Genomic DNA, 17215 nt, shown 5'->3' on the forward strand with positions numbered 1-17215 from the left:
CCTTGTCGAATATCTCTCCGTTGGCTCTCGATGTCATGAAAGGACACGTGTCATGGCACTGACCTCTTTGAAGCATAGCCACTCCCTGAAACATGGACATATGTCACGACGCTCACTGCTGTTAGCGGTTGCCGCGGCCGGCGTGTCTGCCGCACTCCTTCCACCCACATCCGATGCTGCCGATGTCGTCGCCGCCACACCCGGGGAGATCCAGCCGTTCAAGGCCGAAGTCCCGGAGGCGGCGCTCGCAGACCTCAGGCGGCGTCTTGCCGCGACGCGCTGGCCCGACGGCGAAACCGTCATGGATCGTTCGCAGGGCGTCCAACCCGACAGGCTGAAGGAACTGGTGCGCTACTGGCGGTCGTCCTACGACTGGCGGAAGGCGGAGAGCAGGCTGAACAGTTTCCCGCAGTTTCTCACCAATATCGACGGACTGGACATCCACTTCATCCATGTCCGTTCCCGTCACGAAAACGCGCTGCCGATGATCATGACCCACGGCTGGCCGGGGTCGGTCTTCGAACTGCTTGACGTCATCGGGCCGCTCACGGATCCGACGGCGCATGGCGGCATGGCGGAAGATGCCTTCCACCTGGTGATCCCGTCGATCCCGGGATTCGGCTTCTCCGGAAAGCCTGCTGCAACCGGTTGGAACCCTCAGCGGATCGCGGCTGCCTGGGACGTACTGATGAAGCGACTGAACTATGACCGCTATGTCTCGCAGGGCGGCGACTGGGGGGCAATCATCAGCGACGCTTTGGGTCGCCTGGCACCCGATGGGCTGCTGGCGATCCACGTCAACAGGGTCGAACGTGCCACGACCCTCCCACCAGACGCAGCCCAGGCGCTTAAAAATGGAGGGCCGGCGCCCGATAGCCTGTCTGCGGATGAGAAAGTCGTCTTCGACGAGGCTCGAGATTTCCTCAACAACGGTTTTGGCTACGCAGCGATCATGAGTACACGGCCGGAGACGATCGGTTACGGCATTGCGGATTCTCCGGTCGGCCTTGCCGCCTGGCTTTACGACAAGATCGCCGACTGGGTGTTTACCCCCGGCGACCCCGAACAGGCGCTTGGCAAGGATGCTATCCTCGACAACATAACCCTGTACTGGCTGACGAACACCGGCCCCTCCAGCGGCCGCATCTATTGGGAAAACGCCATGTCGGGCGCGAAGCTCACGCCCGTCAAAGTGCCGGTGGCGGTCACGGTGTTTCCCGGAGAGGTTTACAAGCCGCCAAAGCACTGGCTGTCCAAGGCCTATCCGACGCTCATCTACTACAACCGCGCCTCCAAGGGCGGTCACTTCGCCGCCTGGGAGGAGCCGGAACTCTTCAGCCAGGAGATCAGGGCAGGGTTCAGAAGCTTGCGGTCTTAGAGCAATTCCAGCAAAAGTGCGTAGCGGCTTTGCCTCCGGAATTGCGTGAAAACAAAGAGATAGAGCATTTCCGTGATTGGGAGAAAAACGTAAATGCTCTAGCGCCTTCTGGCCGTTGGTTCGCAGTCTGCGCCCCGAGACCGGTTCGTCGATTGACGTTGGTCGTGCAACGCTTCACAAAGTCCGAAGTTTCGACCAACCCAGCAAAAGTGACGACAACGTCGCAGGGACCACGGCCACATGCGCATCAACGACGACCGTCATCCCCGCCACAGAATGTGCGCATTCCTGACGCTGGTATTTTCAACGCTTCTGCTCGCGAGCGCAAACCTCGCATCGGCGGCTGAGCCGACCAATTCCTCGACACCGATCCGGGTTATTATCGAATTGCCGAATGATGATTCCGGACGAGCGCTGGTCAATCGGATCGTTCCGGGCAATCAGGAAGCGGCGCAGCCGGTGGCAGTCTCGCAAGAGGCGGCACCGACGTCGATTGCGACGTCACTACAGGATTTGCGCCAGAGGTTGCTCACACTCGTCGATGCCGTTCCAACTCTTCCCGGGCAGATCCAGTCGGCGATCCGGGTCTTCCAAACGGATGATCGTATCGAACCTGTCGGCCTGATCTTGGCGGTCATACTCTTCGTCGCCGGCGGGTTCGTTGCGCAGCGCCTAGCCTGGTGGTCAGGGCGAGGGCTGCTCCATTTTGTGCTGAACGCGCCCGCCAGCACCGTCCGGCAACGGATCAAGCTCCACGCAGCCCGGCTTTCAATGGGTCTTCTCGCGTTGGCCGGTTACCTGATCGGAAGCCTCGGCGCGTTTATCCTCTTTCCATGGCCCGCCGTGTTTCGCGATATTGCGCTCATCCTGCTATCGGCCGCGCTCATGGTGCGCCTTGGCGTGCTCGTGGGCCGTATTGTCATCGCGCCAGGCGCCCGCCTGCCGCATATGCGGCTTCTGACGCTTGTCACCTCACTTGCCTGGTTCTGGTACTACTGGCTCCTCGCAATCGTCGCAGTGCTGGCGGCTGGCTGGGCCACCATTGAAGTGATCGGGACGATCCGAGCTTCACCCATCTTGGTCGACCTCTTTACCGCAGCATGGCTTGGTGTCGTTTCAATCGCTTTGATCGTTATGATTTGGCTGCGGCACTATCGTTCTGACGGGCCACCCGTGAGCCGGCTGGTCTGTGTTGGCTTCAGCGCGAGCATCCTGCTCTCGTGGCTGTTATGGGTTTCCGGTCTTCGCGGTGCATTCTGGACAGTGGTCGTCATCGCGCTTCTGCCGCTGACCGTTTCGGTGGCTCATGATATCATTCGTCGCATTATTCAATCCGGGGAGGGGCAGGCGGTCGAGGATCCGGCCATCGTCGGGTGGTCCGTCGTTATCATGCAAACGCTGCGGAACGCTCTCATCGTGGTCGCTGCGCTGCTCATTGCCCGCGCATGGAATGTCAATCTCAGTGACCTTGCCGCTGCCGAAACGGTGACCACGCGTTTGATCCGCGCCGGAATTCGCATCGTTATCGTGCTGCTAGTGACCGACGTTATCTGGAAGCTCGCAAGCACGTTGATCGACAGTCAGATGGCGATGGCGTCGCGAAGCGTGCAGGCGGGACATCAGGAGGGACCCGACGCGCGCCGGCGTCAGCGGTTGAATACCCTCCTTCCCATTCTTCGCAATGTACTCTTCCTGGCGATCGGCGCTGTCGGCTTCCTGATGATCCTGGATGCCGTAGGCATTCAGATCGGACCGCTGCTGGCGGGCGCCGGTGTCGTCGGCATAGCCGTCGGCTTCGGTGCCCAAACACTCGTCAAGGACATCATCTCCGGCGTCTTCTATCTGTTCGACGATGCCTTTCGCATCGGCGAATATATCCAGGCGGCGAAATATAAAGGGACTGTCGAAGGTTTCTCGTTGCGATCGATCCGCTTGCGACACCATCGCGGTCCGGTCACCATCGTTCCCTTCGGGGAACTCGGCGCGGTGCAAAACCTAAGCCGTGACTGGGTCATCGATATCATTACGCTCACCCTGAACTATGACAGCGACCTTGAGGAGGTCCGCAAGACCATCAAGCGCATCGGCGTTGAGCTTCTCGAGGATGCCGAACTCGGACCCAACATCATCGAACCCCTGAAAATGCAGGGGATTGAGCAGATGGCAGATTACGGTGTGCAGATTCGGCTGAAGTTCATGACGAAGCCCGGCGAACAGTTCGGCGTTCGCCGAAAGGCGCTCGCCATGCTCAAGAAGACATTCGCGGAAAAGGGCATTCAATTTGCAACGCCGACCGTTCATGTTTCCGGCGGCCCCGCCGATGCAGCAGCAACCGCTGCCGCCTCGGAGCTGCAAAGACCATCGAAAGTCATCTCGACACCTGAGGAATAGCAACGGCGAGCGGATCAGGTGAGCTTTCCGTCGAATCCCGTCGAAGTAGCACTCTGACCCGGACGTTGCCGCCAAACGCGCGTCGTCCGAGACATGGGTTTCGAAAGAGTCCATTGGCTGGGATCCGCTGTTCTATGAGGCATGTCCGGCGGTGAACTCGTCGATGCGCTGGATCGTCACGACGCAAATTCGAGCAGACCGATTTTAAAAGAGTGGGCCTATCAGATGGATGACGAAGGTATGCCTTTGTAATCAAACGGCATCCTCATGTCCCATAATCTATCTTATGCGATTGATTGATGTAGCGGGGTGGGTTCAAGGATGAAGTGCGACTTGCGAAAGATGCCAATCGGTTATCGCTCGCAAGGAAAGCGCAATGAGACACACCTACTCCCATATCGACCTGGATGAACGCCGCAAGATCGCTCGCTGGCGGACGGCCGGCATCAGCGTCGAGATTATCGCCGAGAAACTCGGGCGGCATCGCTCAACGATCTTTCGTGAGCTCAAGCGCAACACGTTCGTCGACAAGCTGATACCGGATCTCAACGGCTATTACTGCGTGACGGCCCATGACATGGCGCGAGAACGGCGTGCCAAGCTGCGCAAACTTGCCCGGTTCTCGCAGCTGCGCCAATCGGTGATCGAGCGCATCATGCATGGCTGGTCGCCACAACAGATCGCTGGCCGATTGCAGCTTGAGCGCCATCCGATCTCCGTCAGCCATGAGACGATCTATAAGTTCGCCTATTCCTCGGACGGTCATGCGATCAAGCTGTGGCGGCACCTGCCGGATCACCGGGCCAGGCGCCGGCCGCGGCATGCTCGACGTCGACACGGTCAGCGCTTCAGCCCGGAATTGAACATCCTGCGCCGCCCGGACGTCGTTGCCGATCGCAAGCAGTTCGGGCACTGGGAATGCGACCTGATCCAGTTCCGCAAGAAATTCGGCAAGGCCAATGTGACATCGCTCGTCGAACGGGTCAGCCGCTTTGCGATCTTCCTTCGCAACAACGATCGGCAATCCCGGCCTGTCATGGACGGGCTGATCCGCGCGCTGCAATCCCTGCCCCACCTCGCCCGCCGCACGATCACCTTCGATCGTGGCACCGAGTTCACCGACTGGCCGTATCTGCAAGCAAACATCGGCACCCAGACCTGGTTCTGCGATCCGCAATCGCCTTGGCAGAAAGGCACCGTCGAAAACACCAATGGGCGAGTTCGCAAATGGCTTTCGAGAGAGGTCGATCCCTTGTCGGTGACGGACGCAGACCTTCTTGCGGTCTGCAACCGGCTGAACTCAACACCGCGGAAATGCCTCGGCTACCGAACACCGGCAGAGGTCTTTCGAAAGAAATTGCTCGCCCAGATGAGACATGCCGGATAGCTTTAAGTGCTCCGCAAGTCGCGGTTCGCCATGAACTCACACGGGCAGATTCCATTTTCAAATGCAACGAAGACAATAATCGATTGGGCTGAGCGCCCGCCCCGTCCTTCGAGGCCCCTTCCGGGCACCAGGATGAGGTTCTCTTGGATGTTGCGCTCCAATCGTGGATCCGCCACCCTCGAACCTAAGGTTCGCAGGCCGTAGGCCGGAGCCTCGAAAGATGCGCCGCAACGCTGCTTACCGCATGCATTGACGCCGGCCACGAGATTGTTGGCCATACGAGTCGAACGGCCGTCAGAACTTCCATCGAATGCGTACCGACGAACCAGCGCCCTTACCGCCTCCCTCCTATCCCAAGGAACAAAATTCGCATGGCGAGGTTGTCACTACGATAAGCACAAGACCATGGGAGGAACTCATGCGGAAATCTCTTCAATTCGTCCTGGTTGGCTTGGCCGCCATAACTGGGCTCACTATCTCACCGACGATCGTTGCCGCGCAGGACTTGGAGTTACGGCTCGGCCCTGGGGGCGTCGGCGTTTATGACCGTGATCGTGATTATGACCGTTACGACCGCCGCGACCGCGGACGGCGCGGTTGTGATCCGGACGATGCTCTCGACATCGCCCGTAGCGAAGGACTTCGCAGGGCGCAGATCGTCCGCATATCTGCCCGCAGCATCATCGTCCAGGGCATGACGCGCCGCGGACCGGAGCGAATGGTCTTTGCAAACCAGCGAGGCTGCCCGGAAATCTGACTAGCGGCGTGAACTGTTAAGTCGGTCGGCCTTTGCGATTGTAGAACGAATCCGCCCGGTGCAGCCTTGTTTGCACGCCCGGCGCGGAACCTTTGGGCGCTCAGGACATTGCTGCCCATGCGGCGACCTGCATTGGGCCGTCTGCACCTTGGAGCACCATAGGAGGATTCATCATGATGAGCGGTCAATTGAAGGCGCTTCTCGCCGTTCTTGCCGTTGCCGGCTACCAGAACAGAGACAAGATCGGGGAACTCCTGCGGGGCATCCAGAACCCTCAGCAGGCTGGCGCGGGGAACCAGCAGCCGGGCGGTCTCGGGGGCATCCTTGGCGGACTGGGCGGCTCCGGCGGTCTCGGCGGCCTCCTCGGCGGGCTGACCTCAGGCGGCATTGTCAGCGGCGGGCTGGGCGATCTACTGAAGACATTTCAGCAGAACGGTCACGGCGACAAGATCGAGTCTTGGGTACAGCCCGGTCAGAATGCCGACATCAATGATGGGCAGCTGGCGGAAGCACTCGGGCCTGACGTTCTCAACGAGATCGCCGCCAATACCGGCCTTTCTCATGAGGAGATTCTGGGCCGGCTGAGCCGCGACCTTCCCAAGGCTGTCGACGATCTGACACCAGAGGGGAAAGTGCCCAGCGCCGAAGAGGCGTTTTTGTCATCCGCGAGTCAATCAACCACCTCCGGGCGGCCCGGCACCATCTGATATCGGGACGTCGCCCTCGCCTATCACCACTGGGCAGGTGCTCGGTCAACGAACGCCTGCCAAAGTCTTCACTTGCAGGCCTGGGGAAGCAGGTTCATGCTTGTCCCTGTCCGCTGGTTGCGGCTGAATGAGCTGCAACGCATCGGGTTTTCGCGAGATGCGTCCGATGGAGTGCGCGGGCTGCGGTTTCGATATTCAGAGCGGTTTTGCTTTCTGTCCGCGATGCGGCGCAAGGCAGCCTGTCGCCTGCGCCGCCTGCGGCTATCCCTGTCAGCCCGATTTTGCCTTCTGCCCGCAATGCGGCGCATCGATATCAGGCAAAGTCCAACCTGCATCGAAGCCCAACATCGAAGCGATAACGCCTAAGCCGGACAGCGATGCCGACCGGCGGCCGGTGACCGTGCTCTTTGCCGATCTCTGCGGCTTCACGACGCTGAGCGAGCAGATCGATCCCGAAGTCATGCGGGTGCTGCAGAACGAATTGTTCGAAGAGATGGCACAGGCGGTCGAGGCTTATGGCGGCTTTGTCGACAAGTTCGTCGGTGATGCGCTCCTGGCGCTGTTCGGCGCGCCGGTCGCCCATGAAGACGATCCGGTTCGGGCGCTTAACGCCGCACTCAATATGATCAAGCGAGCCACGGAGGTCGGCGAGCGCTGGCACGCACGCGCCGGCGTGCCGTTGCGTCTGCATATCGGCATCAATAGCGGCCCTGTTGTCACCGGCGGTTTCGGTGCAGTCAGTACGAAATCCTATTCGGTGACCGGCGATACGGTGAATACCGCGCAACGCCTGCAATCCATGGCCGGCGAAAACGAGATCCTCGTTGGGCCGCTGACCTACCGCCTCACCCGCCATGCCTTCGCCTTCGACAGTCTCGGGGCTCAGACCTTGCGAGGCAAAAGCGGAAACGTGCAGGTCCATCGGCTGACCGGGCTGTCGGAAGCGCCGCATACGGCGCGTGGGCTTGAAAGCTTTGGCCTGCGGGCGCCAATGATCGGACGGGACAGGGAGTTGTCGGGCTTGCTGACATGCCTCGATCTCGCCTGCGGCGGCGCGGCACAGCTTGTCCGCCTGATTGGCGAAGCGGGTATCGGCAAGTCGCGGCTGGTCAACGAGTTCGTCGCAATCGCTAGCAATACTGCCCGTTTTCAGGGCCTTGCCATCCGCAAAGCGACCTGCTCCCCCCTCGGCGAACAATCCTATGGGACGCTTGCCGCCGTGGTGCGCAGCGCCTACGGCATCGGCGAGCGGGATGATCTTGCCAGGACGCGGCAATTGCTGGCAACGGGGTTCGCCGCGCTCGATCTCACGCCGGAGGACGTGGAGGCACTTTTGCCTCTCTTTTTGCATGTCCTTGGTCTCGGAGATCCCGATGGCGCGTTGCGCCACATCGAGCCGGAGCAGTTGCGGCGGCAGATTTTCTATGCCGTCCGCACCGTCTTCGAGCGGCGGTTGGGACAAGGTCCCCTGCTGCTCGTCATCGAGGATCTGCATTGGGCGGACGCCGCCTCGCTTGAGGTGCTGCGCTTCATGATGGATCGGCTGGAGCGCAGCCGGCTGATGCTGCTTGTGATCTACCGGCCGACATCGCAGACCGACCCGCTGAACTCCAATCGTGTCAGCGTCACCGTGCAACGTCTTGAGCCACTCTTTGCAGCCGACGGGCAGAAGCTGCTTGCTGCCTTTTTTGGCGAGGGCCATAGCAAGTTGCCGGTGACGGTGCGCAAGCGCATCCTCGATCGCGCCGGCGGCAATCCGCTTTTCATCGAAGAAATCCTGCGCGGACTGATCGACATGGGCACGTTGCACGATGATGGTCAGCATGGCGACGGCCAGCACTGGCATGTCGCCGCCGAAGACACCGATGTCGATATCCCGGTCAATCTGCAGGCCCTGCTGCTTGCCCGCGTCGATCGGCTGCCGCAGGAGATCAGGCGGCTGGCGCAGGAGGCGGCGGTGGTCGGCCCGAAGTTCGATACCGCCCTGCTCCGCACCGTCGCCACCGACCCGAGCGGCATCGACGCTGCCTTGGATTACCTCTGCGATGCCAATATCATCGAGGAATTGCGCGGGTCCGATGCCGTGGTATCGCCGGGCTATCGCTTCAGCCAGACGCTGATGCACGATGTCATCTACCATAATCTCCTGCTGCAGCGGCGGGTGGAGCTTCATCAACGGATCGGCCGGGCTCTGGAACGTCAGTTTGGCGCAGCGCCCGACCGGCCCGAGCATCTGGCGCAACTTGGCCATCATTTCAGCCTGACCACCGAAAAGTCCAAGGGCGCCAGCTATCTGATGGCGGCAGGCGATCTGGCGCGCAAGACCTACGCCAATGATGACGCCATGCGTCTCTATCGGCAGGCGCTTGCGGCCTTTGCCAACGAGGCGGAAGTGACACCGGAGCAACTGGCACTGCTGGAGCGTCTTGCCGATCTCTGCGGTCCTGCCGGCCTGCGCGACGCCGCCTTGGCCCATTATCAGCGAGCGCTTGCGATCCACCGCGCCAAAGACAATCCGATTGCCGCGGCGAGGATATTGCGCAAGATCGGCCGTTTGCATCTCGATGCCGGCCGCCGCGATCAGGCGGAGATCCATTGCGCCGAAGCTGAAGCGACGATCGCAACCGTGGATGCGCCGGTCGAACGTGCGCATGTCCTGCAAGAGCGCGGCCATCTCGCCTTCCGCATGGGCGATCAGGCTGCCGCTGCCGGGTGGGCGACGCAGGCGCTGCAATGCCTGCAAACGCTGCCGATCGACGGCACGACCGAGGCCGGACGGGAGACGGCGCGGGCGATGGCAGAGGCGCTGAATACCAAGGGTGCAGCCCTTGCCCGACTCGGACGTAGCCGCGAGGCCGTGCAGGAAGTGGAGCGCAGTCTCTCCGTCGCCGAAAAGGCCGATCTGCAAAGTGCCGCCTGCCGCGCCTATTCCAATCTTGGCGTTCTCTACACGATCGTCGATCCGGCCAGCGCCATCAAGATCTGCCGGCGAGGACTGGAGGTCGCGACCCGTATTGGCGATCTCGGCTTCCAGGCGCGTCTTCTCGCCAATCTCGCCGTTGCCTGCTGCACCTTTACCGATCGGTGCGCCGCCGAGGGCGTACCGGCGGCGGAGAAATCAGTCGAAATCGACCGGGCGCTCGATCAGCGCGACCATCTCTCCGTGCCGCTGATCGTGCTCGGCCAGATTCATCAATGCCACGGGCAGCCGAAGCTAGCTCGTAAGTATTACGAGGAAGCCCTTGAGGTTGCGAAGGAAATTGATGAACCGCAACTGCTCTTTCCGTGCTATGATGGCTTGGCGACACTCAGCCTCGAGCATGACGACATGGACGCGGCAGAACGGTATTTCACGCTGGCACAGGATGTGTGCATCCGCCACAACCTCGATCCAGGCACGCTCGTCGTCTTGCCGTTTCTCGACTGACCCGTCCTCGTTGCAGTGATCACCGGAGATCGATTTGGCAAGTCGATTCAAAAATATAAAGGGAGGAACGAAACATGCAGGTGAACCACGCCGCAAGGCCATTGCAGCCGGGAGATCGCGCGCCGAACGTGGTGCTGGATGCCATCACCCGCCAGGGGAAAGTTGCCATCGACGATTTTCGCGGCCAGAAGCCGGTGCTCGTCGGGTTGTTCCGCGGATTGCATTGCCCCTTCTGCCGCCGCCAGATCGCCGCCATGGCCGAACTCACCGATGCCTTGCAGGAGAAGGGCATCGACAGCCTGACCGTCGTCAACACACCGATCGACCGCGCCCGCCTCTATTTTCGCTACCATCCGCTTCCCAATCTGCTGGCGGCCTCGGACCCGGAGCGGGTATCGCACAAGGCCTTCGGCCTGCCGAACCTTCAGTTTACCGAAGACGAGAATGACTGGCCGCATAAAATCAGCATGAATGCGGTGACGTCGATGCGCATCGACATGCCGGACGAGCTTCCAGCGCCCATGGACCTGATGGCAGCCGTGGAATTTCTCGACAAGGCCGATGGTTACGAATTCACCGAAGATGACAAGCAGATGATCGCCACCGGCCACGGCCAGCTTGTCGGTGAATTCCTGCTCGATCGGGATGGTGTCGTGCGCTGGTGCTTCACCGAAGTCGAGGAGGATGGTCGTCATATGTTCGGCGGCCCTGCCCCTCGCGAAGTGATGTCGGCAGCGTCGAACATGGCTGTTTGAAGCAAAAGAGGCCGTTCTTGACCGGTTGAACGCCGGAGCAAGGCGGGCCATTCCAAACCCGCGTGCTCGCCGTCATTCCGCCCTGAATTTGGCGTGGCAGGTCGTGCAGGTCTGGAGCATGAGGTGGAACGCGTGTTCCGCCGGCATTGCCAGGAGATCCTGCTCGTTGCGGACGTGAGTGCCGAGCGGTCCGCCGCCCATGGCCTCGCCAGGCTTCATGCGCATGCTGGCGGACATCGATCCCGGGTTACTCCGGGCGGCGGCGTCCAGCGCGACCGCGTAGTCGCGCAGGTCGTTCGCGATCCGGTCGAACCGCTCGCGCTCCGCGGGGATGTTCGGCCTGGCCTTCGACTGTGGACTGACGGCCTCGGACATGAAGTGCCCGGAGAGGACGACACCCGACCTGTCGCGGATTGTGTCGGCAGCCCAGCTGAACTCGGTAGCCTTGTAGCTCGCCGGATCCTTGAACATGCCGGAGATGGTCTTAACCGCCGCGGCCATGGCCTTCATGTCGGCCTGCCGAAGCGCTACGACATCCTCGGTCGCCGGCGACGAGACTGCCATGATCGGCATCATACCCACGACGAAGAGCAAACCAAACATGTTCGCAAAAATGGTTCGTCTCATAAGGCTGCTTTCCGAATCCGAGATCGTGCCGCTTGCGACTACCGATATCCGTTCTCATCGGGGCAATAAAAGGGCGGGCGCCCTCCCCGATACGCCGCATCTCGCGATGCTCCAAGCCGATCAGGAAGCGTTAACCGCCGCCGATTAGTCTGCGCCCCTCGGCAGGAGAGGATCGATGAAAGGTGGCTATTCACTGGCCCAGATAGGGCTTCACTGGCTGGTCGCCCTCATGGTGCCGGTGCAGTATCTGACGGGTGGCAGCATCGAGAGAACCCACCATGCCGTCCACATGGGGATGGCGCCGGCTTATTGGGACGTCGTCCAGCACCAGCTCCATAACTATGCGGGAATGGCGATCGGGCTGCTGATGGGCGCACGGCTGGTTCTTCGCATCCTTCAGCCGCCAGAGATCGGCGCGCCCGGCACATGGAGCGGACGAGCCGCCACGGCGCTTCATCACGCCTTCTACGCCGCCATCATTGGACAGGCCTGCATGGGATTGGTCGCGAGCTACGTCTGGTTCGGGATCGCGCCGTACCACGTTATCGGGTCGAGGATCATCCTGGCGATGGTCGCGCTGCATCTCGCCGCGGCGATCTGGCATACGCTCGTCGTCCGTGACGATACGGTCGACCGGATACTGCTGCCGCGCCGGAAGCGGTCAGCCGAAAATCTGTAACGTGGCGAGCGTCAGTACGTCGTAGCGGCCCGCCTTGGCGACGAAAACCGGGATCGTGTAGCACTATAGCGCCAAAGGAAGCTCTAGCTTGTGCACAACGTGATGTTCGCGCCACATAAAGGACTCGAACATCCGCGACACAGAGGTCTTAATTGAAATCCGGCTGCATTGCATGTAGGCCGTTGGGAATGGGCAAGATGTACCGAATCACAATGAGCAGGCTGCTCGTGATGATACGGCTGGTGATCGTCGTATCACTGGCGGGGTACTCGTTGTCGAACGCCAACGCAGCGATGCACGGCTCCTCCTTCCCCGATCTCAAAGCCGTTGTGTCCGACGTGACGTCGCCCCATGAAGGCCACGGCATGACGGAGGCGGCCCATCACGGCCACGCGCATGGCGACGTATCTCATGATGGCGAAGGCCCGTCGAAGCTCGTCAAGCAGGAGTGCTGCAAGGACTTCTGTGGCGGGCTTGGCATCATTTGTGATGGCCCCGACGTCGGCGAACCCGTCGTGACCTCGATCCGGCAGTTCGTCGACGACCGGACGACCATTGGCGAACTGCCGCCCCTCCACCGTCCCCCAAATATCTGAATAGAGACACACCCGCTTGATCGGGTCCCGTCGGTCGCGTGCCTTTTAGGCGCGCGCCCACAGGTTATCTCTTGTTCGGAAACTTCATAATGAAACCCTCGCTTTTCGTGGTGGGGCTGCCGCTTTTTATCGGCGGCTGCGCATCCACGCTTCCTCCCGACGTGGTGGCATCCTCCGCCGCCGTCGAACAGCCGTCCGCGCGCCCCATCACATACCGGTCGCCGATCTCGGGCTATGAAGCCAGGCAGCCCGTCGACCCCAAGCCTTGGCGCAGACAGAACGATCTGCAGTCTCCAGCAAATGGAGATGCCTCATGATCGGGCCTAGAAGAATGATGATGGCGCTGGCATTCCCGCTGGCGCTAAGCAGTTGTGTCACGGGCGCCGACTATTCCCGCAATGAGGCGGGCTTCATTTCCGTCGCCAACAAGACCGCCAGTGTCGAGGCGAAAGAGACCGTCTGGATCCAGAACCAGAACCAGGCCCGTTCTGCGGGGGCGCAGGTCAAGAGCCTGCTTGCTCGAACGAAACCTCTCGACGTCGAGACGGCCGTCCAGATCGCCCTGCTCAACAACAAAGGCCTCCAGGCCGCCTATGCCGATCTTGGCGACAGCGCGGCTGACGCCTGGCAGTCGACGATGTTCATCAACCCGACAGTCTCCATCGGCACCACAGGGATCGGAACTCCGGAACTTCAAGCGTTCAAGACGATCGAGGGGATGATCACAACGAACATCCTGGCGCTCGCGACGAAGAGCAGGGACGTGGCGATCGCCGACACACGCTTCCGGCAGGCGCAGTTGACCGCGGCCGTGAGAACGCTTCAGGTTGCCGCCGACACGCGGCGTGCCTGGATCGGCGCAGTCGCGGCCTGGGAGAACGTCGGGCAGCTCCAGCGCGCCCAGGCGACGGCCGATGCCGCTTCGGAGCTCGCGGCGAAGCTGGGCGAGACCGGTGCGATGACCAAGGGCGCCCAGGCACGTGAACATGTGTTCGTCGCCGAAATCGCCGGAGAAACGGCGAAGGCCCGCCTGGCGGCCCGCCTCGCCAAGGAGGAGCTGACGCGACTGATGGGCCTCTGGGGCTCCGAGCTGGACTATCAGGTTCCGAACAGCCTGCCGCCGCTGCCCAAGTCCGTCGCAAAACGCGACACCATCGAAGCCGAAGCACTCCGAAACCGGATAGACCTCCAGGTCGCGAAGCTCGAACTCGAAGCCACAGCCAGGTCCTATGGCCTGACCGAAGCGACGCGCTACGTCACCGACCTCGAGATCCTGACCGGCTTCGAAACGGAACGGGAAATCGAGGACGACGAGAAGAAGACAAGGACGACTCCCCAGGTCGAACTGGAGTTCGCAATCCCGATCTTCGACACCGGCAAGGCCCGGATGCGCAAGGCCGAGGTGGCATACATGCGGGCGGCGAACTTACTGGCGGAGAAAGCCGTCAACGTGCGCTCGGAAGCGCGCTCCGCCTACGAGGCCTACCGCTCGAACTACGACATCGCCCGGCACTACCGCAACAACGTCGTGCCGCTGCGCGCCAAGGTCGAGGAGGAATCCCTGCTGACCTACAACGGCATGATCACCAACACGTTCGAGCTGCTGACCGACACCCGCGACAAGATCAACTCCATCCTGCTCTCCGTCAACGCGAAGCGAGACTTCTGGCTGGCCGAAGCCAATCTCGCGCCTGCCATCTACGGCGGCGGCGCGACGAACGCCTCGGCAGAGACCGAGGTCGCCGCTGCTTCCGGGAGCGGCGGTGGCGGCGGCCATTGAGAAAGGAAACCACCATGTTCAACAGACGACAACTGTTCGGTGCAAGCGCGGCCATGCTGGCGGCGGGAGCCTGGACGAAGACGTCGGCGATGGGCCTGCCCGACGCTCCGACAATGGAATCGGCGGACATGCAGCCGCCGCTCCACCCGACCTCGGGCCCGGACTACCAGCCGGTCGTCACCCTCAACGGCTGGACCCTGCCCCACCGGATGAACAACGGCGTCAAGGAGTTCCACCTCGTCGCCGAGCCGGTCGAGCGCGAAATGGCCGACGGTATGACGGCCTATCTCTGGGGCTATAACGGCCAGTCTCCGGGGCCGACGATCGAGGCAGTCGAAGGCGACCGCGTCCGTATCTTCGTCACCAACAAGCTGCCGGAGCACACGACGATCCACTGGCACGGCATGATCCTGCCGTCGGGCATGGACGGCGTCGGCGGCCTGACGCAGCCGCACATCCCGGTCGGCAAAACCTACGTCTACGAGTTCGATCTCGTGAAGTCCGGGACCTTCATGTACCACCCGCATTCCGACGAGATGGTCCAGATGGCCATGGGCATGATGGGCTTCTTCGTCATCCATCCGAAGGATCCGAAGTTCATGCGCGTCGATCGCGACTTCGTCTTCCTGCTCAACGCCTACGACATCGATCCCGGCTCCTACGTGCCGCGGATCATGGAGATGACCGACTTCAACATGTGGTGCTGGAACAGCCGCGTGTTTCCGGACATCAGCCCCCTCGTCGTTTCCAAGAACGACAGAGTGCGGGTGCGTGTCGGCAACCTGACGATGACGAACCATCCAATCCATATGCATGGCTACGATTTCGAGGTGACGTGCACCGACGGCGGCTGGGTCCGGCCGGAGGCGCGGTGGCCGGAGGTCAGCATCGACATTCCGGTCGGCGCGATGCGCGCCTACGAGTTCGATGCCAAGTACCTCGGCGACTGGGCGATCCACTGCCACAAGTCCCATCACACGATGAACGCCATGGGTCATGACATCCCGACTTTCATCGGTGCAGACAAGTCGAAGGTCGCCGAGAAGATCAGGAAGCTGCAGCCGGACTACATGCCCATGGGTACCAAGGGCATGGCCGATATGGGCGAAATGGAAATGCCAATTCCCGAGAACACCGTTCCGATGATGACCGGCTGGGGGCCACACGGCCCCATCGAGATGGGCGGCATGTTCTCGGTCGTGAAGGTTCGCGAGGGCATCTCGGCGGACGACTACTCCGATCCGGGCTGGTACGAAAACCCGCCGGGAACGCAGGCCTGGGAGTGGACCGGCGAGCTGCCGGACGCGACCAAGGCCAAAGACGCAAAGACGCAAATCACGCCGAAGCCGACAAAAGGCTGAGGCCCAATCTCCCACGTCAAGAAAGGATCTACGCATGAAGAACTACGTATTGGCACTGGCGCTCGTCGCCCTCGCAACCCCGGCGCTCGCATCCGGCAATCACGCCGGCGGCCATGGCGACAAGATGGCCATCGGCGAGCCTGGCGACAAGGCGAAGGCGACGCAGACGATCCGCGTCACGATGAAGGAAACCGAGGACGGCAAGATGCTGTTTACTCCGGCCGTCTTCAATGTCCGCAAGGGACAGACGGTCAAGATCGCGATCAAGAATGCCGGAACCGTCGACCACGAGTTTGTGCTCGATCAGGAAGACAAGATTCTCGAGCACAAGGCGGTCATGGAGAAGTTCCCGGAGATGGAGCATGACGATCCGAACTCGATTCGCCTTCCAGCCGGCCAGTCCGGCGAGATCGTCTGGAAGTTCACCACCGATGGCGAATTCAAGTTCGCCTGCCTGATCCCCGGCCACTACGAAGCCGGCATGCACGGCGACGTCACCGTCGCTGGCAAGTAATCTGCAAAAGGAGCCATAAGCATGAAAACTGTTATGATCAAAATCGGCGTTGCCGCCCTGCTTTCGGCCAGCGCAGCCTTCGGTGCGTTCGCCCAGGAATTCACCAAGGGCGTCGTCAACAAGGTCGACACCAAGGCGAAGAAAGTCACCATCAAGCATGAGGACCTGAAGGGCCTCGACATGCCGGCGATGACGATGGTCTTCCGGGTCGAGGACCCGGCGCTGCTCGAAAAGCTGAAGGAAGGTTCGAACATCGAGTTCGTTGCCGAACGCGTGAATGGCAAGCTGACCGTCACCGAAGTAAAGTAGGGGACTCCTGCCGCCCGGCCTCGATCCGGGCGGCAGGACATCGAGGAGTGGAAACGATGCACAGGAGAAGCTTCATCGCATGGGCGGCATCAGCCCTGGCGTTCTGTGGCGGAAGGGCCTTCGCCGTCGCGCCGGCGAAGATGACCGTCTACAAGGATCCGAACTGCGGCTGTTGTCATGAATGGTCGAAGGCGATGGCGGCCGCAGGATTTTCGGTCGACGCCCGCGACACCGACGATCTTGCCGCGGTCAAGGCGCGGCTGGGCGTACCTGTCGACCTGGAGGGATGCCACACTGCCGTCGTCGAGGAATACTACCTCGAAGGACACGTTCCGCTCGAAGCCGTCCAGCGTCTGCTGCGGGAACGGCCGCCGGTCCGTGGGCTGGCCGTGCCCGGCATGCCTCCTGGTTCGGTGGGAATGGGCGACGACCAGCACGCGTCCTTCGACGTCTATGCGATCCCCTCGGGGACCGCCGCGCCATACGTGTTCATGGAGGTCCGCCCCCGGAAGGGCTGACGCACTCGATCGGCCAAGCCATGTCGTGC

The 17215-nt window shown here is 61.5% G+C and carries 17 protein-coding genes; 16 read left to right on the forward strand and 1 reads right to left on the reverse strand.

The genetic code is table 11. The annotated features are described in order from the left end of the window. Nucleotides 1-52: 52 nt before the first annotated feature. The 7 genes from FHT79_RS12240 (at nucleotide 53) to FHT79_RS12270 (ending at nucleotide 10802) form a co-directional block, all read left to right on the forward strand. On the forward strand, nucleotides 53-1378 hold the full coding sequence (locus tag FHT79_RS12240) for an epoxide hydrolase (RefSeq protein ID WP_183903423.1): 1326 nt from the start codon (nucleotides 53-55) through the stop codon (nucleotides 1376-1378). 240 nt (nucleotides 1379-1618) lie between these two features. Beyond that, nucleotides 1619-3769, forward strand: a complete 2151-nt coding sequence (locus FHT79_RS12245) for a mechanosensitive ion channel family protein (RefSeq protein ID WP_097594485.1) — start codon at nucleotides 1619-1621, stop codon at nucleotides 3767-3769. A 376-nt stretch (nucleotides 3770-4145) separates the two neighbouring features. Beyond that, on the forward strand, nucleotides 4146-5156 hold the full coding sequence (locus FHT79_RS12250) for an IS30 family transposase (RefSeq protein WP_183903424.1): 1011 nt from the start codon (nucleotides 4146-4148) through the stop codon (nucleotides 5154-5156). A 418-nt stretch (nucleotides 5157-5574) separates the two neighbouring features. Continuing rightward, nucleotides 5575-5913 carry a hypothetical protein gene (locus FHT79_RS12255; RefSeq protein WP_097594488.1) on the forward strand — a complete coding sequence of 113 codons (339 nt, stop codon included), beginning with the start codon at nucleotides 5575-5577 and terminating at the stop codon, nucleotides 5911-5913. Nucleotides 5914-6086: 173 nt separating this feature from the next. Continuing rightward, nucleotides 6087-6620: a YidB family protein gene (locus FHT79_RS12260; RefSeq protein ID WP_047615838.1), complete on the forward strand. Its 534-nt coding sequence runs from the start codon at nucleotides 6087-6089 to the stop codon at nucleotides 6618-6620. A gap of 166 nt (nucleotides 6621-6786) precedes the next feature. After that, complete coding sequence (locus FHT79_RS12265; protein ID WP_097594489.1) at nucleotides 6787-10047, forward strand: adenylate/guanylate cyclase domain-containing protein; 3261 nt, start codon at nucleotides 6787-6789, stop codon at nucleotides 10045-10047. 74 nt (nucleotides 10048-10121) lie between these two features. Beyond that, a complete protein-coding gene (locus tag FHT79_RS12270; protein WP_097594490.1) occupies nucleotides 10122-10802 on the forward strand; it encodes a peroxiredoxin-like family protein in 681 nt (226 codons plus the stop codon). A gap of 72 nt (nucleotides 10803-10874) precedes the next feature. On the opposite strand, the gene FHT79_RS12275 is transcribed toward FHT79_RS12270, so the two are convergent. Then, the gene (locus FHT79_RS12275; protein ID WP_097594491.1) at nucleotides 10875-11429 is read right to left on the reverse strand and encodes a cytochrome c; all 555 of its coding nucleotides are present in this window, start codon (nucleotides 11427-11429) and stop codon (nucleotides 10875-10877) included. Between FHT79_RS12275 and FHT79_RS12280 the strand changes: the two genes are divergently transcribed. The 9 genes from FHT79_RS12280 (at nucleotide 11365) to FHT79_RS12320 (ending at nucleotide 17186) form a co-directional block, all read left to right on the forward strand. Then, nucleotides 11365-11577, forward strand: coding sequence for a hypothetical protein (locus FHT79_RS12280; RefSeq protein WP_179874664.1), 213 nt, complete (start codon nucleotides 11365-11367; stop codon nucleotides 11575-11577). The genes FHT79_RS12275 and FHT79_RS12280 overlap by 65 nt on opposite strands. 27 nt (nucleotides 11578-11604) lie before the next feature. Continuing rightward, complete coding sequence (locus FHT79_RS12285) at nucleotides 11605-12108, forward strand: cytochrome b/b6 domain-containing protein (RefSeq protein WP_097594492.1); 504 nt, start codon at nucleotides 11605-11607, stop codon at nucleotides 12106-12108. 197 nt (nucleotides 12109-12305) lie between these two features. After that, complete coding sequence (locus tag FHT79_RS12290) at nucleotides 12306-12704, forward strand: hypothetical protein (protein ID WP_097594675.1); 399 nt, start codon at nucleotides 12306-12308, stop codon at nucleotides 12702-12704. An 89-nt stretch (nucleotides 12705-12793) separates the two neighbouring features. Next, nucleotides 12794-13021 carry a hypothetical protein gene (locus tag FHT79_RS12295; RefSeq protein WP_097594493.1) on the forward strand — a complete coding sequence of 76 codons (228 nt, stop codon included), beginning with the start codon at nucleotides 12794-12796 and terminating at the stop codon, nucleotides 13019-13021. Then, nucleotides 13018-14484, forward strand: coding sequence for a TolC family protein (locus FHT79_RS12300; protein ID WP_097594494.1), 1467 nt, complete (start codon nucleotides 13018-13020; stop codon nucleotides 14482-14484). The genes FHT79_RS12295 and FHT79_RS12300 overlap by 4 nt, the downstream gene beginning before the upstream one ends. Before the next feature lie 14 nt (nucleotides 14485-14498). Continuing rightward, the gene (locus tag FHT79_RS12305) at nucleotides 14499-15845 is read left to right on the forward strand and encodes a copper oxidase (RefSeq protein ID WP_047615193.1); all 1347 of its coding nucleotides are present in this window, start codon (nucleotides 14499-14501) and stop codon (nucleotides 15843-15845) included. 34 nt (nucleotides 15846-15879) lie between these two features. After that, nucleotides 15880-16359: a plastocyanin/azurin family copper-binding protein gene (locus tag FHT79_RS12310; RefSeq protein WP_097594496.1), complete on the forward strand. Its 480-nt coding sequence runs from the start codon at nucleotides 15880-15882 to the stop codon at nucleotides 16357-16359. Between the two features lie 21 nt (nucleotides 16360-16380). Next, a complete protein-coding gene (locus FHT79_RS12315; RefSeq protein WP_062940207.1) occupies nucleotides 16381-16668 on the forward strand; it encodes a copper-binding protein in 288 nt (95 codons plus the stop codon). Nucleotides 16669-16724: 56 nt separating this feature from the next. Next, nucleotides 16725-17186: a DUF411 domain-containing protein gene (locus FHT79_RS12320; RefSeq protein ID WP_097594676.1), complete on the forward strand. Its 462-nt coding sequence runs from the start codon at nucleotides 16725-16727 to the stop codon at nucleotides 17184-17186. Nucleotides 17187-17215: the final 29 nt, after the last annotated feature.

The organism is Rhizobium sp. BK212, assembly GCF_014197475.1.
Taxonomy (GTDB): domain Bacteria; phylum Pseudomonadota; class Alphaproteobacteria; order Rhizobiales; family Rhizobiaceae; genus Rhizobium; species Rhizobium anhuiense.

Bases quoted from the DNA above. Each gene is read 5' to 3' on its own strand.
- FHT79_RS12240 (WP_183903423.1), top strand. From the start codon at position 53: ATGGCACTGACCTCTTTGAAGCATAGCCACTCCCTGAAACATGGACAT.
- FHT79_RS12245 (WP_097594485.1), top strand. From the start codon at position 1,619: ATGCGCATCAACGACGACCGTCATCCCCGCCACAGAATGTGCGCATTC.
- FHT79_RS12250 (WP_183903424.1), top strand. From the start codon at position 4,146: ATGAGACACACCTACTCCCATATCGACCTGGATGAACGCCGCAAGATC.
- FHT79_RS12255 (WP_097594488.1), top strand. From the start codon at position 5,575: ATGCGGAAATCTCTTCAATTCGTCCTGGTTGGCTTGGCCGCCATAACT.
- FHT79_RS12260 (WP_047615838.1), top strand. From the start codon at position 6,087: ATGATGAGCGGTCAATTGAAGGCGCTTCTCGCCGTTCTTGCCGTTGCC.
- FHT79_RS12265 (WP_097594489.1), top strand. From the start codon at position 6,787: ATGGAGTGCGCGGGCTGCGGTTTCGATATTCAGAGCGGTTTTGCTTTC.
- FHT79_RS12270 (WP_097594490.1), top strand. From the start codon at position 10,122: ATGCAGGTGAACCACGCCGCAAGGCCATTGCAGCCGGGAGATCGCGCG.
- FHT79_RS12280 (WP_179874664.1), top strand. From the start codon at position 11,365: ATGATCGGCATCATACCCACGACGAAGAGCAAACCAAACATGTTCGCA.
- FHT79_RS12275 (WP_097594491.1), bottom strand. From the start codon at position 11,429: ATGAGACGAACCATTTTTGCGAACATGTTTGGTTTGCTCTTCGTCGTG.
- FHT79_RS12285 (WP_097594492.1), top strand. From the start codon at position 11,605: ATGAAAGGTGGCTATTCACTGGCCCAGATAGGGCTTCACTGGCTGGTC.
- FHT79_RS12290 (WP_097594675.1), top strand. From the start codon at position 12,306: ATGTACCGAATCACAATGAGCAGGCTGCTCGTGATGATACGGCTGGTG.
- FHT79_RS12295 (WP_097594493.1), top strand. From the start codon at position 12,794: ATGAAACCCTCGCTTTTCGTGGTGGGGCTGCCGCTTTTTATCGGCGGC.
- FHT79_RS12300 (WP_097594494.1), top strand. From the start codon at position 13,018: ATGATCGGGCCTAGAAGAATGATGATGGCGCTGGCATTCCCGCTGGCG.
- FHT79_RS12305 (WP_047615193.1), top strand. From the start codon at position 14,499: ATGTTCAACAGACGACAACTGTTCGGTGCAAGCGCGGCCATGCTGGCG.
- FHT79_RS12310 (WP_097594496.1), top strand. From the start codon at position 15,880: ATGAAGAACTACGTATTGGCACTGGCGCTCGTCGCCCTCGCAACCCCG.
- FHT79_RS12315 (WP_062940207.1), top strand. From the start codon at position 16,381: ATGAAAACTGTTATGATCAAAATCGGCGTTGCCGCCCTGCTTTCGGCC.
- FHT79_RS12320 (WP_097594676.1), top strand. From the start codon at position 16,725: ATGCACAGGAGAAGCTTCATCGCATGGGCGGCATCAGCCCTGGCGTTC.